Below are 16834 nucleotides of genomic sequence, written 5' to 3'. Positions count from 1 at the left end.
GAAAAACTTGACACATACAGATAATCAATTCGTCTTGACACCACATTTATAATCTGCTATTCTAATAAAGAATTATTTTTGTTCGGTATGGTAAGGAAGGAAAAAGTTTTAAAACTGACCCCCTGAAATCACTTGAGCAAGGATAGTAATTTTGTGTTCAAACACATTAGGAGGAAACAAAATGGAACAAGGTAAAGTAAAATGGTTTAATTCGGAAAAAGGCTACGGATTTATCGAACGCGAAGGCGGCAGCGATGTATTTGTTCACTTCTCAGCGATTCAGGGCGAAGGTTTTAAAACTTTGGAAGAAGGCCAATCCGTATCTTTTGATATTGAAGAAGGCAACCGCGGACCGCAAGCTGCAAACGTTTCGAAATTATAAAAAACAGGCCTTTATGGCCTGTTTTTTTTTGCCTTGGGAATCAGGTTCACACGTCCCTTTGCTAGGAAAAAATATCCTTTTAATCCGGCCGCTTCGGATAAAAAATAGATACATATTGCAATCGCGATCTTTCATAATATATGATAAGAGCAATGCCAATATGGATAAAGGAGACAGGGGAATTTTGCAAATTAGAGAAATGGCAACAGAATTACTAAAAAACGCCGGGTGCACCGCCCATTTAAAAATAAAGAAACAGTTCCCCGGCGGGCGCCTTGTTGGCGGCAAATATCATCCGCACACCGATACGATTACGCTGTATACAGAGACAATCCGGCGGCAGTGCGAGCTATTGTTTGGAAGCTGCGAATACTTTTTGCCTTACGCCACGATTGTGCTTGCACATGAAATCGGCCATGCGATGGATGAAAATCTGCCTCTATTGTCCGCCGCCTTTGAAGAGTCCGGGCATTTACCGGAAAAGCAAGCACTGGCACTTACGATTGAGCAAAATGCGTGGGATTTTGCCGGCCAGCTGATCCCCGCACATCTTGAGCCGCTTTTTCAAAAAATCATGGATGAGTCGCTATCTGCCTACCGCCAACCGGTGATGGCGGGTGCATATTAAGAAATGGCAAAAAAACCAGAAGAAGGAAAGTCTTCTTTCGGTTTTTGATTTATTTAACGATTGGCAGTGTTCCGTGCAGATAGGGCGGTGCCGGTTGTTGTCCGACACGGTCATGGGATGCAAAAGGTTCGACGAATTTAAATTGACCTTTTCCATCAATGCTTTCGCCGCTCGCCCATCTTCCTTTGGCACTTTCTTTGCCTTCCGAATGATTGATAAAGAGATGGGTAAATTCTTCAGGCTCCTGTTCAGGAGGGAATGTGCTCGGTACGACAACACCTTCCTGTTCTTCCAGTTTACGCAGGGCGGCCAGCCACTGGTTCTGATGCATCGTGTCCCTCGCGATCAAAAACGATAGTGTTTTTTTCACGCCCGGATCGTCCGTCATTTCATATAAGCGGACGACTTGAAGTCGCCCCTGCGATTCAGCGTTGAGATAGGCGCGGAAGTCAGCGATTAAATTTCCGCTTGATACGATATAACTGCCGCTCCACGGAACCCCCGCACTGTTGACCGGCAACGCGCCGAGCCCGCCGACAATGGCGTGCTGCGGATTCATCCCGCCCATGACAGCTGCAATGGCAGGGTCTTTCGCAACTGCTTCTTCCTGCATTTTGACCGGTGCCATATCGAGCAGGCGGGCGATTAATGTGGCCAGCATTTCCACATGGCCGATTTCTTCTGTCCCGATATCAAGCAGCATATCCCGGTATTTTTCATCTGCCCGGCAGTTCCATCCTTGGAGAAGATACTGCATCATCACAGAGATTTCCCCGTATTGCCCGCCGAGCACTTCCTGCACTTTATTGGCGAAAACCGGATCCGGCCTTTCAGGTTTTGCTTCAAACTGCAACTCTTTTTTGTGTAAAAACATCTGCTCCACTCCTGTTCCGGTTTTGATCTTCAATTCCTGTCTACCCTAGGAAAAACGGGTTAAATATTCCGAAAAAAACGAACACCGGTGTTTAATAACGGGGCAAAAAGGCAATATAAAAATGATTTACATACAAGGGGGAACATAACGATGCAAAATATCGTTGCAAAAACAGAAGACAATTATTTTGAAAAAAATAAATCGAAAGTGGACATTCACGTGTTCGACAAGGAAGATTCTCGCCCGTTTGCAAACTTCCCTTTTTCCAGCCGGAAAGTGTATGAGTTTTTCGATTATACGCTGCGTACGCCGCTCGAAAAAACAGATGCTTTCTATGAAATTTTAAAAATGCCATATGCATGTGAGATTTGGATTTTGCCGGTAACCGAGAAATCTTCCCATTTTATGCGTGAAATTCAAGAACCGAAAACCGCTGCTTTGTTTTCCTTTTTGGCGAAAGTGAAAGACACCATTCAGCGCGACCGCACCTTTATTGTTACGGATCAAAGCCATGCAGCGGCAGTAGCTGAAGAAATGAAAAGACTCGGCTTTACGATGACGGAACCCAGCGCGGCGGAACTGGAAAAACTCGTCATTTCTTTTGGTGATTAATATGGGGACACGCGTATGCAGTTAATTGGAATTTTTGCCGGACCCGGGGAAGCAGCGGAAGCCATTTTACATCATCATAGAGAAAATGGGCGCATTACTGTCATCGCCAACAATGCTGCGGCCATCCGTGAAGTCGGCCGCGAAGCCGGAAAAGGTGTAAACGGAATATGCCTTCATACGTATGTGGATCTCATGGATGAACTGAAAGCACTGGTCAAAAGAAAAACATACCCGGAAAAAATATTGGAAAAGGTCCTTGAGCTCGGAATTCCGCTTGAAATTGCCACCCGGTATGTCGGTGCGGCGGCAAACGGAAAAATCGTCGTATTGGCACACGACTAATTTTCCTTGCAGACAAAAAAGATCAAGCCCTGCCGGATGCAGGCCTTGATCTTTTTTGTTGTGCGTGAAAGCGAAAAGTTTCTATTTTTTTATATTTTTAGCCTTGTATAATCATACATAATGAATTATAATAATGCACATACATAACAATAGGGAGATGAAAATGTTGAAAATAGGGATTGTCGGGGCAAACGGATACAGCGGTGCGGAACTTGTCAGACTTCTTGCCCGCCATCCCCGCACACAACTGGAAATGTTGATATCGCACCGCACAAAAGGCACGATGCTGACCGCACATTACCCGCATTTCCAGCAAATCATAGAAGCCGGATTGGAAGACATGGTTCCGGATGAAATCGCAGGCAGGGTGGAACTATTGTTTTTCGCAACGCCGTCTGGGGTAGCCAAAAACTGGGTACCACGGTTTGTTGATAAAGGTTTAAAGTGTATCGACCTGTCCGGGGATTTCAGGCTGGATGGGGAAGCGTACAGGCAATGGTATAAACGCGAACCCGCCCCGCAAAAAGAGCTGGATAAAGCTATCTACGGCCTTTCAGAAATGAATGCGGACAGGATAAAAGAGGCTCAACTGATCGCCAATCCCGGCTGCTTCCCGACCGCAGCGCTTTTAGGACTTCTCCCGCCTGTTCAAGGGGGGTTCATCGATACTTCCTTTATTGTGATTGATGGTAAAACCGGTGTTTCCGGTGCGGGAAGAAACCCTTCTCTAGGCAACTTGTTTACTGAAGTAAATGAAAATACCGGTGCGTACAAAGTCGGAAGCCACCAGCATACACCGGAAATCGAGCGGTTCATCAAGGCGTTTGCCGGAAAAGAAGCGAAAATTTCATTTACGCCCCATCTTATTCCGATGACGAGGGGGATTCTTTGCACGATATACGCGCCTTTAGCAAAAAAAGTCACCACCGAAGATGTCCGCCAATATTATAGGAAAGTGTATAAAGGCCGGAAATTTATCCGGATCAGGCCGGCTGGTTCTTTTCCATCTACAAAGGAAGTATACGCCTCAAATTACTGTGATATAGGCGTCCATGTGGATGAACGGACGGGGAGGCTCGTGGTCATTTCTGCCATTGACAATCTTGTAAAAGGTGCAAGCGGGCAGGCAATCCAAAATATGAATCTGCTTTTCGGGCTGGAAGAAGATACAGGGCTCGACCATGTTCCGGTTTATCCATAAGGCAATCTTAAACATACCGTTTATATATGGAGGATGGCAATGAATCAATTATATGAAAAAGAAAGTACTGCATTTTTTACGAAAACAGACGGAAACATCTCGAGCCCGGCAGGATTTTTTGCCGGTGGGCTCCATTGCGGCATTAAAAGAAAACGTCCGGATCTTGGGTGGCTTTACTCCGCTGTCCCGGCACAAGCGGCTGCGGTCTACACGACGAATCAGTTTCAAGCTGCACCCATCCAGATTACAAAAGAAAGCATTATGGCAAGTGGGAAGCTGTCCGGCATCATTGTGAATTCGGGAAACGCGAACTCCTTTACAGGCAATGAAGGCCTCCGCCACGCCCGCCTGATGCGGGAATGGTTCGCCGCTCAAATCGGCGTAAACGAAAGCCTGATCGGCGTTGCCTCAACAGGTGTCATTGGCGAGCTTTTACCGGTTGAAAAAATTGAAACCGGCATTCGCCGTATCGAGAAAGAGGGCACATCCCATCCGGACCTTTTTGAAAAAGCGATACTTACGACGGACACCTTTCAAAAACGCGCCTGCGTAACGCTTGAAATTGATGGGAAAACGGTCACGGTTGCTGGCTGCGCCAAAGGATCGGGGATGATCCATCCGAACATGGCAACGATGCTCGCTTTTATCACGACAGACGCCAAAGTTGAGGCCGCTGCATTGCAAAACCTGCTGAAACAAACGGTCGATGAAACGTTCAATATGATTACGGTGGACGGCGACACAAGCACAAATGACATGGTCGTTGTAATGGCAAACGGGCTGGCCGGAAACGATACGCTTTCCTATGCACACCCGGATTGGAAGAAATTCGCAGAAAGCTTTGCCTATATTGCCCGGGAACTTGCCAAACAAATTGCAAGAGACGGGGAAGGCGCGACGAAACTGGTTGAAGTCTGTGTAACCGGGGCTGAAACGGAAAAAGAGGCACAAACGGTCGCAAAAACCGTTATCGGCTCAAATTTGGTAAAAGCTGCTGTCTTTGGCGCCGATGCGAACTGGGGAAGGATTATCAATGCGATCGGATACAGCGGCGTCCAAGTGGATGAACAAGCGCTTTCTATCCGCATCGGCGGGATTCCCGTAGTGGAAAAAGGCATGCCGGCTTCCTATTCCGAAGACGAGGCACATGCCTATTTAAAGGAAAATGACAAAATCTGTATCGCCATCGACCTTGGTGCCGGAACTTGCCAGGGTACTGCATGGGGATGCGACCTGACCTATGATTATGTGAAAATCAATGCCACTTATCGTTCATAATGTTGGTGCACGCATCGTTGCATAATTATACAATGTCATAACTATTTATAAGGGGTTGGCCAAATTGGCATACGTTGTCATCAAGTGCGGCGGCAGCATTCTCCACCAGCTGCCGGATGCATTTTTTGAAAATCTGGTGCAAATCAAAGCGCGATTCGGGCTTGAACCTGTCATCGTCCACGGCGGGGGGCCGGCAATCTCGGCCATGTTGGAAAAAATGCAGATCAAAACGCAATTTAAAAACGGGTTACGCGTTACGACCGAGCCGGTGTTAAACGTCGTTGAGATGGTGCTTTCCGGTTCCATCAACAAATGGATTACGCGCCGGCTCTCGCAGGCGGGAGCCAAAGCGGTCGGCATCAGCGGAACCGACTCACGGCTTTTAACAGCTAGGAAGATTGAGACACCCAATCTCGGATATGTCGGGGAAATCGAATCCGTAAATGAACAGGTGCTGCTTGCTTTATTGCGGCAGCAGTTTATCCCGGTCATTTCCCCGGTTGCGACGGATAAAAACGGCCAGCGCCTGAATGTCAATGCTGATTTGGCAGCAGCCGCGGTTGCCCGGAAAATGAACGCGCGTGTTTGGATGGTGACGGATGTCCCCGGGGTCATGATGGAAGGGAAAGTGCTCCCTTATCTTACCCCCGGACAGGTTGACGGGCTCATCCAAAAACAAGTCATTACCGGTGGCATGATTCCGAAAGTCCGGGCAGCAGCGGAATGCATCCGGTCCGGCGTAAAAGAAGTGGTGATTGTGGACGGGACAGAAGAAGACAGCCTCCTGTTTTTGGCAGGCGGCGGAAAAACCGGGACGAAATTTACAGGGAACGGGGTTTTGATCGATGGATAAGATGACGCAAACGGTAAAAAAGCAAGCACTTATGCAAACGTACAGCCGGACGCCGGTAAAGTTTGTAAAAGGAAAAGGCAGTTATGTATGGGATGAAAATGGAGAAAAATATTTGGATTTTACTTCAGGCATTGCCGTTTGCAATCTCGGCCATGTCCCCGAAAAGGTAAAAACCAAGGTGACCGGCCAGCTGGACCAAATCTGGCATACTTCCAATCTGTTTGAAATCGGGCCGCAGGAAGAGCTGGCTGAAAAACTAGCAGCACAAAGCGTATTTGACCGGGTGTTTTTCGCAAACAGCGGCGCGGAAGCCAATGAAGCGGCGATCAAACTGGCCCGCCTTGATGCAAAAAAACGCGGAAAATCGGGGCCCATCGTCACCTTCAAGGCTTCGTTCCACGGCCGGACACTCGGGACATTGTCGGCAACGGCACAGGAAAAAATCCAGCATGGCTTTGAACCGCTTGTGCCGGGATTCACCTATTTGCCGTTTAACGACATCACGGCACTCCGCGATCTCGAAAAGCTTAAGCCCATTGCCGTCATGTTTGAACTGATTCAGGGGGAAGGCGGCGTCATCCCTGCGGAACAGGATTGGGTGGATGCCCTTGTCCGCACGTGCAGAAAGAACGATTGTTTAATCATTGTAGATGAAGTGCAGACGGGCATGGGCCGTACCGGTACACTGTTTGCCTATGAACAGTACGGCTTCGAACCGGATATCATGACGCTTGCAAAAGGGCTGGGGTCCGGCATTCCGATTGGCGCCATGCTCGCGAAAGAAAAAATCGCGCAAAGCTTTACGCCCGGTACGCACGGCAGCACTTTTGGCGGCAACCCGCTATCTGCGACAGCCGGTCTGGCAACGCTTGAAACGTTTGCGGAAGAAAATATCATCGAACATGTCCAAAAACAAAGCATCGATTTTTGGACAAAATTGGAAGACTTGAAGACGCAATTTTCTTTTATTAAAGAAATCCGCGGGAAAGGGCTGATGGCCGGCCTTGAAACGGAAATGGAAGCTGTAAAAATCACCCGGGCGGCATTGGCTGAGCATTTGCTTGTATTAACAGCAGGCCCGCATGTTGTCCGTCTGTTGCCGCCGCTTGTTATTACGGAAAAGGAAACGGCGCTTTTTGCAGAAAAAATGAAAACTGTTTTTACTAAGGCAAGCCAAAACAATCTTTAACCGGCAAAGAGACAAGGGAGGACAGACATCGTGACAAGCGGATATCTTATTCTTGAAACGGGAGAAATTTTTGAAGGCTTTTTTGCGGGAAACCCCGCTGAAACAACGGGAGAAGTGGTATTTAACACCGGCATGACGGGGTACCAGGAAATGCTCACCGACCCGTCGTACACCGGGCAGATTCTGGTGTTTTGTTACCCTTTAATCGGCAATTACGGCGTAAACGGCGATGATCACGAAAGCAAAAGCATCTCGGCGCGCGCGGTTGTGACCGGTGAAATATGCGCAAGCCCGAGTTTTTATAAAGTGGAAAAGACGGCCCTATCCTTTTTGGAAAAGTCGGGTGTCCCTTGCCTTGCAGGAGTGGACACGCGCGCGCTTGTAAAAACGATCAGAAAACGCGGCACTGTGCGCGGCCTTGTTTCAACGTCCCGCGATCAAAAAGTGCCATGCGGCGGCGATGAATTTTTCGTAGCCGAAGTGGCCATAAAACAACCGGAAACGTATGGAGATGGCCCTTTGCACATTGCTTTGATGGATTTCGGCTACAAAAAATCCATTTTGCAATACTTGCTTGACCGCAACTGCAAAGTGACCGTCGTGCCCTTTGATTTTACGGCAAAACAAATGGCGGAACTTGCACTTGACGGCATTGTCATTTCAAACGGCCCTGGGGATCCTGCTAAACTAGCCGAGTGGCTGCCGGAAATCAAAAAAGTAAGCGCCGCTTATCCGGTGCTTGGCATTTGCCTCGGCCACCAGCTATTGGCACTCGCTTACGGGGCAAAGACGAAAAAGCTGCCGTTCGGCCACAGGGGCGGCAACCATCCGGTTAAAGATTTAAAGACTGGAAAAGTGTTGATGACAGCCCAAAACCATGGCTATGTTGTCGATGAAGCATCACTTGCCGGATCGGAACTCGAGCTTTCCTTTAAGAATGTGAATGACGGCACGGTTGAAGGCTGCATCCATCCGGACTTGCCGGTCTATTCCGTCCAGTTCCACCCGGAAGCACATCCGGGGCCGCGTGATTCCGAATACATTTTTGACCACTTTTTACAACGAGTACAACAAAGAGCGGGAGTTTTGTCTTATGCCATTCAATAAATCGATCAAAAAAGTGCTTGTGATCGGCTCCGGCCCGATTGTTATCGGCCAGGCCGCCGAATTTGATTATGCGGGTACGCAGAGCTGCCTCGCTCTGAAAGAAGAAGGAATTGAAGTCGTGCTTGTCAACAGCAATCCGGCAACGATCATGACTGATGAAGAAATGGCCGACCGGATTTATTTTGACCCGCTGACGGTGGAGTCGATAGAACAGATTTTACAAAAAGAGCGTCCGGACGGCATTATCGGGACATTGGGCGGGCAAACCGGCCTGAATCTCACCGTCCAGCTCTATGAAGCGGGGATTCTCGATAAGTATGGGGTACAATTGCTCGGGACACCGGTGGATTCGATCCAGAAGGGGGAAGACCGCGAAAAGTTCCGCCAGTTGATGCTTGGTATCGGGGAACCGATCCCGCCGTCAAAAATTGTGGAAAATATGGAAGACGGGCTGGCATTTGCGAAAAAAATCGGCTACCCCGTCATTATCCGCCCCGCTTATACGCTTGGCGGCTCCGGCGGGGGATTTGCAGCCAATGATGAAGAACTTCGGGAAGTGCTCCAGCGCGGCCTTGACCTGAGCCCGATCCACCAGGTGCTGCTTGAAAAAAGCATCAAAGGCTGGAAAGAAATTGAATACGAAGTCGTGCGCGATGCAAACGACACGTGCATCATTGTCTGCAATATGGAAAATATCGATCCGGTCGGAGTGCATACGGGCGACTCGATTGTGGTCGCGCCATCGCAGACTTTATCGGATGTGCAGTACCAGCTGCTCCGGGACGCTTCTTTAAAAGTGATTCGCGCGCTCGGGGTGATCGGCGGGTGCAACATCCAATTTGCGCTCGATCCCCACTCCGACCAGTACAATATTATTGAAGTCAATCCGCGCGTCAGCCGGTCATCCGCCTTGGCTTCGAAAGCAACCGGTTACCCGATCGCCCGCATTGCCACGAAATGCGCAATCGGCTATCATCTGGATGAAATTTTAAACCCGGTAACCGGCAACACGTTTGCTTCCTTCGAACCGGCCCTTGATTATGTTGTCGTGAAAATTCCGCGCTTTCCGTTCGACAAATTTACGGAAGCGGACCGGAAACTTGGCACGCAAATGAAGGCGACCGGCGAAGCAATGGCGATCGACCGCACATTTGAAGGAGCGCTTAACAAAGGAATCCGTTCGCTTGAACTCGGGCTTTCAGGTCTGTTCTATCCGGCGCTTGCTGAAAAACAGCCGGATGATTTGGTCCCACTTTTAACGGAAGCGACCGATATCCGCCTGTTTGCGGTGGCGGAAGCGATGCGTAAAGGCATGGCGCTGGATGACATTGAAAAATACACGGAAATCGACCGCTGGTTTCTTGAAAAAATAAAAAATATCGTGGATATGGAAGAAACATGCAAGCAATATACGATCGATACGATGCCGGCTGCTTTGCTGCGCGCAGCCAAAAAAATGAACATCAGTGATGAGTGTCTTTCGGCATTATGCGGATGCAGCGAAAAAGCGGTGCGCGAAAAAAGAAAACAGCTCGGGCTTATGCCGGTTTATAAACTTGTGGACACCTGTGCCGCCGAGTTTGAGGCGCAAACGCCGTACTACTATTCCACCTGGGGCGGCCGGGATGAAGTGGAAGTATCAAACCGCCCGAAAGTGCTGATCATCGGTTCCGGACCGATCCGCATTGGGCAGGGAATTGAATTTGATTACTGCTCGGTCCATGCCGTTATGGCGCTCAAACAACTTGGCTATGAAACGATTGTTGTAAACAACAATCCGGAAACGGTCAGCACCGATTTTTCAATGGCGGATAAATTGTATTTTGACCCGCTGCGCCCGGAAGATTTGCTGCATATTATTGAAAAAGAGCAGGTGGCAGGCGTCTTCACGCAATTCGGCGGCCAGACCGCGATCAATGTCGCATCGAGCCTTGAAGCTGAAGGCGTGAAACTGTTTGGAACGAACGTGGAACAAATCGACCAGCTTGAGGATCGCAACCTTTTTTACAAGCTGCTGGATGAGCTTGGCATTCCGCATATTAAAGGGCATACCGCCTATGATGCAGAAGAACTGAAACGGGGGGCAAAAGACCTGTCGTTTCCGGTGCTTGTCCGCCCGTCCTATGTTATTGGCGGACAGTCAATGTTCATTTTTTACCACGAAGACGAACTCAACGCTTATGCGGATGCGTTGAAGTACGCAAGCGAAAAAAGCTGGCCGCTTATGATTGACCAGTATTTGCCGGGTACGGAATGCGAACTCGACTGCATTTGTGACGGGGAGAAGGTGCTCATCCCGGGCATTTTTGAACATATTGAAAAAGCGGGCGTCCACTCCGGCGACAGCATGGCCGTTTATCCGCACCAGCATTTAAGCCCGTCTGTGCAGGAAACGCTTATCCGGTATGCCGAAAAAATCTGTTTAAAGGGCAAAATCAAAGGCATTGCCAATATCCAGTTTTTAATTTATGAAGGGACCGTTTATGTGCTGGAAGTGAATCCGCGTGCTTCAAGAACCGTCCCAATTTTAAGCAAAGTCACCGGCATTCCGATGATTGATCTCGCCATTGCCGTACAACTCGGAAAACCGCTTGCGGAAAAAGGGCTTCCTGCACCGCCGGAACTTGTCGCCGTGAAGGCACCGGTATTTTCCTATACAAAACTGAAAGATGTCGATCCTGTTTTAGGGCCTGAAATGAAATCAACAGGCGAGGTGCTCGGCCTTGCCCGGACATTCGGGGAAGCACTCGAAAAAACGCTTCTGTCCGTCCATGACCCGGTGTTTGAGCCGCCGCTTGAAGAACAATTTGTATTTTGCTCGGTGACGGACCGCGAAAAAGCAGCCGCGCTCCCGGTATTGAAAACACTGGCGGACAGAGGCTACCGGATTGCCGCAACGGAACATACGGCCCGGTTCCTGGCGAAAAACGGCGTGGCGGCGGAAACAGTAGGCCTTGAGGATGCCCCCGCCTTTTTCGAACAGCAACCCGTAACCGCTGCGGTGGTCATCCCGACAAAAGGGCGGGACCAAAGAAGGGGCGGCAGCAAGCTGCGTGAAGCAGCGATGCGTTTCCATATTCCGCTGTTTACCTGTCTGGATACATTGGAAGCCATTACCCGCTATGCCACAGGGACAACGCCAAAAGTGGCCCCGCTTCACGATTTTAACCGTATAAAAGCAGAAGTTTAGCAGAAAGGAAGATACAGATGGCGACATTGGCCCGTACGAAAAAGAAAGATTTTTTAACAATCGGCGCGCTGCAGGAAGAGGAGTTGAACGATCTGCTTCAGGAAGCGGCCGCTTTAAAAAAAGCGCATAAAGAAGGGAAGGAGACCCCGTACTTAAAAGGGAAAGTGCTCGGAATGATTTTTGAAAAATCATCCACGCGCACCCGGGTTTCTTTTGAAGCCGGCATGCTCCAGCTCGGCGGCCACGCTCTTTTCCTCAGTTCAAGGGATATTCAGCTCGGGCGCGGCGAGACGATCCATGACACGGCAAAAGTGTTGTCGCGTTATGTCGACTGCCTGATGATCCGCACATTCGCGCACGAAACCATCGAGTCTTTTGCGCGCCACGCAGATGTCCCTGTAATCAACGGGCTGACCGATCTGCACCATCCGACCCAGGTTTTGGCTGATTTGCTGACCATTCAGGAATATAAAGGACAACTGGCCGGGCTTAAAATCTGCTACCTCGGGGACGGCAATAACAATATGTGCCACTCATTGCTCGAGGGGGCGGCAAAGGTGGGCATGCATATGTCCGTCGCTGCCCCGGAAGGCTATTTGCCGAATGCCGGCATTCTTGCCGAGGCTCAAAAAGAAGCGGCCAAAAAAGGGGTCTGTATTGAAGTGGGCCAAAACCCGGAAGAAATGATCCGGAATGCCGATGTGGTCATCACCGATGTGTGGGCGAGCATGGGGCAGGAAGACGAAACGAAGAAACGGCTCGAAGATTTACAAGATTATCAGGTAAATGAATCATTATGCAAACTGGCAAAAAAAGATTTTCTTTTCCTCCATTGCCTGCCCGCCCACCGCGGCGAAGAAGTCACGGAGGCGGTCATTGACGGCCCGCATTCCGCGGTTTTTGACGAGGCGGAGAACCGGCTCCATGCCCATAAAGCCATTTTAAAAAAACTACTGGAAAATGTTGAATGAATCCGATATAATGGGTGTATAAAAATTCAACTTCAATATTAATTATACAAAGAGGCAGGGAGAGAGAAATGGCAAAGGAAAAAATTGTATTGGCCTACTCAGGCGGTTTGGATACATCCGTATCGATTAAATGGATTCAGGAAAAATACGGCTATGATGTTATTGCTCTTGGCATTGACGTCGGCGAAGGCAAAGATTTAAATGCGATCCGCCAGAAAGCGCTGAATGTCGGTGCAATCAAAGCTGTGATCATAGACGGGAAAGAAATGCTTGCAAAAGATTATATATTGCCGGCATTAAAGGCAAATGCGCTCTATGAAGGAAAATATCCGCTGTCTTCTGCGATCAGCCGCCCGCTTATTTCAAAGCTTTTGGTAGATGTCGCGGAACAGGAAGGCGCCGTTGCCGTGGCGCACGGCTGTACCGGAAAAGGGAACGACCAGGTCCGTTTTGAAGTGTCCGTCCAGGCGCTGAACCCGAACCTGAAAGTCGTTGCGCCTGTCCGTGAATGGGGCATGACCCGCGATGAAGAAATTGCATATGCGGAGAAAAACAATATTCCGATTCCGGTAGACTTAGATAATCCGTTTTCGATTGATGCCAATATATGGGGAAGAGCGTGCGAAGCCGGCGTCCTTGAAAATCCTTGGAACGAAGCGCCGGAAGCGGCATTCGACTGGACTGCGCCGATCGAAATGACGCCGGATGAGCCAGAATATATTGAAATTACGTTTGAAAAAGGCGTCCCGGTTGCCTTAAACGGCAAAGCGATGGGCCTCGTCCAAATGATCGAAGAGCTGAATCTGACAGCCGGCAAACATGGCATCGGCAGAATCGACCATATTGAAAACCGCCTTGTCGGGATCAAATCGCGCGAAGTATACGAAAACCCTGCTGCAGTCGTGCTGATCAATGCCCATAAAGAACTGGAATTTTTAACGCTGCCGCGTGAAGTGACACAATTTAAAACAACGGTGGAACAGCAGTTGACCAAAATCATTTATGAAGGGCTCTGGTATTCGCCGTTAAAGGCCGCGCTCGATGCGTTTGTCGAGGAAACACAGAAAACGGTCACCGGCACGGTCCGCGTGAAACTGTTTAAAGGCACCCACACGGTAGTGGCAAGAAAATCCCCGTACAGCCTGTATAATGAAGAACTGGCGACCTATTTGAAAGGCGATTCGTTTGACCATAATGCTGCAGTCGGCTTCATCAAACTGTGGGGGCTGCCGACAAAAGTATTTGCCGAAATCCAGGAAAACGGGAAAGTGCTAAATCAATAAGCCATTTGGCCGCTGTTCCTGATGTTAAATCATAAGCACGACAAATTTCAAGGTTGGAACCGGCCCGTTCAGGTATTTTTCACTTGTTTACCGGGCCGGGAGAAAACGGTAAAATATCCGGAAGGCTGTGGCGGTTTGCCGTGCAGCCTTCATTTTTTAATTCTATTGCAGCAGGAGGAAATGACATTGTCAAAGCTTTGGGGCGGACGTTTTACAAAGGAAACGAATCAGCTTGTTGAAACCTATACAGCTTCGATCGGATATGACCAAAGGCTTGCTTTTGAAGATATTGAAGGGAGCCTTGCCCATGTCCAAATGCTCGGCGAATGCGGCATTTTGCCTGAAAACGATGTGGAACAGATCAAAGCAGGGCTTCGGAAAATTGCCGAAAAAATCAAAAACGGAGAAGCAGCATTTACAGTTGAGAATGAAGATATCCATATGAATATCGAAAAAATGTTGATGGATGAAATCGGCCCTGCCGGCGGGAAGCTGCATACAGGGCGGAGCCGGAATGACCAGGTTGCGACCGATATGCACCTGTATGTCCGGAAAACGACAAAAGAAATGATCCGCCTGATTGCGCTCGTCCAGGAAGCCATCGTGACAAAAGCAAAAGAAAACAAAGAAACGATGATGCCCGGTTACACCCATCTGCAACGGGCGCAGCCGGTGTTGTTTGCCCATCATCTTCTCGCCTATTTTTGGATGCTGGAGCGTGATAAAGAGAGATTTTCAGATAGCCTGAAGCGGACGGACTGGCTGCCGCTCGGTGCCGGGGCGCTTGCCGGGACGACTTTTCCGATTGACAGGGAACGGACGCGCGAACTGCTCGGATTTTCCCGCATTTATCCGAACAGCCTGGATGCTGTCAGCGACCGCGACTTTGTGCTTGAATTTTTGGCAAATGCCGCTATGTTGATGACGCATATTTCCCGTTTGTCGGAAGAACTAGTGCTGTGGTCGAGCCAGGAATTCCAGTTTATCGAGCTGGATGATTCTTTTTGCACGGGGTCAAGCATTATGCCACAAAAGAAAAATCCCGATGTCCCCGAACTTTTGCGCGGGAAAACGGGAAGGGTGTTCGGGAACCTCATCGGGCTGTTGACCGTCCTGAAAGGGTTGCCGCTTGCCTATAATAAAGACATGCAGGAAGATAAAGAAGGCATTTTTGATACGGCTGATACGCTTCAAGGGGCGCTTAAGCTGCTTGCGCCGATGATTGAAACGATGAAAGTGAACCGGGAGAAGATGTTCCGGGCTGTCTCGAACGATTACGCGAATGCAACCGATATTGCCGATTATTTGGCAAAAAAAGGGCTGCCGTTCCGTGAGGCGCATGCGGTGATCGGGCAGATTGTCCTTTATGGCATTCAGCACGGCAAGTATTTGCTTGACCTGACACTGGATGAATACCAGTCGTTCAGCCCGCTTTTTGAGGCCGATATTTTTGAAGTGCTGAAACCGGTTCATGTTGTAAAAATGCGGAACAGCGCCGGGGGAACAGGACATGCACAAGTGGCGGCACAGCTTCAGATGGCGGAAAAACAACTCCGCAAACCGGATTGAACAAGCGGATGCAAACGTGGCTACGGAATCAAAAGCATAAGAAACGGGCTTCTTACGCAATCGTCAGGCTTTTAATCAGGCCGGATCCTTCGCTTCCAACTAGAACTGTATGATAACAGCTCCCAGGATGCCGGAAAGTGTGGTACAATAAATCATTATAAACCTTTTAATCTTATGCTAATGCATCCTGGAATAGGCACACAAAGCCCTAGGGCCGGGAAATTGGGAGGAAAAGCTTTTGGTTGACACTGCAAGACGCATGAACCAGTTACCGACGTTGATATTCAATGAGCTTTTAGCGTACAAAAAGAAAAAAATAGAAGAAGGCAACCGGATGATTGACTTAAGCATCGGGAGTCCGGATCAGGCACCGCCTGTTTTTGTAATGGAAGAAATGGCCCGAAATGCAGCTGACCCGCGCCAATACGGGTATACAATTTCCGGGATCGGAGCTTTCTACGAGGCGGCGGCCCGGTATTACGAACAGTTCGGAGTGAAACTGGATCCTGAACACGAAATCATTCAGCTTGCGGGTTCCCAGGATGGCATTATCCATCTTCCACTCGTCTTTTGTAACCCCGGCGATATCATTCTCGTACCGGATCCCGGTTATACAGCCTATGAATCAGGGGTAAAACTGGCGGAAGCCGTACCTTATCCGATGCCACTTCTGGAAGAGAACGGATTTATGCCGGATTTGTCAAAAATCCCGGAAGAGATCGCAAAAAAAGCGAAAATGATGATGCTGAATTTTCCGGGCAACCCAATCCCGGTGCTTGCTGAGAAAAAGTTTTTTGAAGAAGCCGTCCGATTTGCAAAACAATATGATCTCGTCGTCGTCCACGATTTTGCCTATTGTGAACTCGTCTTTAACGGGAAAAAGCCGGTCAGTTTCCTGTCTGTTGACGGGGCAAAAGATGTGGGGGTTGAATTTAATTCCTTATCGAAAAGCTTTAACCTGGCGGGGGCACGGATCGGTTTTCTGGCAGGGAACCGGGAAGTGATCCGGCTGTTTGCCCAAATGAAATCGCATATGGATTACGGCATTTTTGAACCGGTCCAAAGGGCGGCTGCCGCTGCTTTGGCAAACGGCAAGGAATTCGCGCGCCACAATGCTGCACTGTATGAGAAAAGAAGGGATTTGTTTGTTTCCGGATTATCGCGGATCGGCTGGGAAATCCGCCCGTCTGATGCTACGATGTTTTTGTGGGCCAAAATCCCGGAAGGCAAAAAGTCCCTCGCTTTTACATATGAACTGATGGACAAAGCCGGCGTTGTGGTTACGCCTGGCAACGCCTTTGGTCCCCACGGCGAAGGATATGTCAGAATCGCGCTTGTACAGGATGAAGAGAGGC

Annotated in this window: 15 protein-coding genes; 14 read left to right on the top strand and 1 reads right to left on the bottom strand. The window is 49.2% G+C overall.

Features of this window, described 5'->3' with window-relative positions:
• Positions 1–181: 181 nt before the first annotated feature.
• Positions 182–382 carry a cold-shock protein gene (locus P9687_RS16560; protein WP_013859436.1) on the top strand — a complete coding sequence of 67 codons (201 nt, stop codon included), beginning with the start codon at positions 182–184 and terminating at the stop codon, positions 380–382.
• 160 nt (positions 383–542) lie between these two features.
• Positions 543–1010, top strand: coding sequence for a hypothetical protein (locus P9687_RS16555; protein WP_168986030.1), 468 nt, complete (start codon positions 543–545; stop codon positions 1008–1010).
• Positions 1011–1059: 49 nt separating this feature from the next.
• Here P9687_RS16555 and P9687_RS16550 read toward each other — a convergent pair whose 3' ends face one another.
• Positions 1060–1884 (bottom strand): manganese catalase family protein, encoded by an 825-nt coding sequence (locus P9687_RS16550; RefSeq protein WP_168986029.1) that lies wholly within the window; start codon positions 1882–1884, stop codon positions 1060–1062.
• Positions 1885–2034: 150 nt separating this feature from the next.
• Between P9687_RS16550 and P9687_RS16545 the strand changes: the two genes are divergently transcribed.
• The 12 genes from P9687_RS16545 to P9687_RS16490 all read left to right on the top strand — a co-directional run.
• Positions 2035–2496: a hypothetical protein gene (locus tag P9687_RS16545; RefSeq protein ID WP_014098228.1), complete on the top strand. Its 462-nt coding sequence runs from the start codon at positions 2035–2037 to the stop codon at positions 2494–2496.
• Positions 2497–2511: 15 nt separating this feature from the next.
• The gene (locus P9687_RS16540) at positions 2512–2838 is read left to right on the top strand and encodes a hypothetical protein (RefSeq protein WP_168986028.1); all 327 of its coding nucleotides are present in this window, start codon (positions 2512–2514) and stop codon (positions 2836–2838) included.
• Positions 2839–3001: 163 nt separating this feature from the next.
• Positions 3002–4039, top strand: coding sequence for an N-acetyl-gamma-glutamyl-phosphate reductase (gene argC / locus P9687_RS16535; RefSeq protein ID WP_168986027.1), 1038 nt, complete (start codon positions 3002–3004; stop codon positions 4037–4039).
• 39 nt (positions 4040–4078) lie between these two features.
• The gene (argJ, locus tag P9687_RS16530) at positions 4079–5317 is read left to right on the top strand and encodes a bifunctional glutamate N-acetyltransferase/amino-acid acetyltransferase ArgJ (RefSeq protein WP_328228791.1); all 1239 of its coding nucleotides are present in this window, start codon (positions 4079–4081) and stop codon (positions 5315–5317) included.
• A 64-nt stretch (positions 5318–5381) separates the two neighbouring features.
• Positions 5382–6170 (top strand): acetylglutamate kinase, encoded by a 789-nt coding sequence (gene argB / locus P9687_RS16525; protein WP_014098232.1) that lies wholly within the window; start codon positions 5382–5384, stop codon positions 6168–6170.
• Entirely contained in the window at positions 6163–7359 is a 1197-nt protein-coding gene (locus tag P9687_RS16520; protein WP_014098233.1) for an acetylornithine transaminase, read from the top strand. Before argB ends, P9687_RS16520 begins: the two co-directional genes overlap by 8 nt.
• A 30-nt stretch (positions 7360–7389) precedes the next feature.
• A complete protein-coding gene (locus P9687_RS16515; protein WP_035189937.1) occupies positions 7390–8466 on the top strand; it encodes a carbamoyl phosphate synthase small subunit in 1077 nt (358 codons plus the stop codon).
• Positions 8453–11656 carry a carbamoyl-phosphate synthase (glutamine-hydrolyzing) large subunit gene (carB, locus tag P9687_RS16510; protein ID WP_328228935.1) on the top strand — a complete coding sequence of 1068 codons (3204 nt, stop codon included), beginning with the start codon at positions 8453–8455 and terminating at the stop codon, positions 11654–11656. Before P9687_RS16515 ends, carB begins: the two co-directional genes overlap by 14 nt.
• A gap of 17 nt (positions 11657–11673) precedes the next feature.
• Positions 11674–12627, top strand: a complete 954-nt coding sequence (argF, locus tag P9687_RS16505; RefSeq protein WP_035189940.1) for an ornithine carbamoyltransferase — start codon at positions 11674–11676, stop codon at positions 12625–12627.
• Between the two features lie 68 nt (positions 12628–12695).
• Positions 12696–13910, top strand: a complete 1215-nt coding sequence (locus P9687_RS16500) for an argininosuccinate synthase (protein ID WP_014098237.1) — start codon at positions 12696–12698, stop codon at positions 13908–13910.
• Between the two features lie 186 nt (positions 13911–14096).
• Positions 14097–15479 (top strand): argininosuccinate lyase, encoded by a 1383-nt coding sequence (gene argH / locus P9687_RS16495; protein WP_035189942.1) that lies wholly within the window; start codon positions 14097–14099, stop codon positions 15477–15479.
• Between the two features lie 238 nt (positions 15480–15717).
• Positions 15718–16834: LL-diaminopimelate aminotransferase (locus P9687_RS16490; RefSeq protein ID WP_328228934.1), on the top strand; the 1117-nt coding region annotated here is incomplete at its 3' end.

The sequence above is a fragment of the Weizmannia sp. CD-2023 genome, assembly GCF_036225245.1.
Classification (GTDB): domain Bacteria; phylum Bacillota; class Bacilli; order Bacillales; family Bacillaceae_C; genus Weizmannia; species Weizmannia faecalis.
Note: the sequence above shows the minus strand (reverse complement) of the source record. Positions and strands in the feature narration are given on the sequence as shown.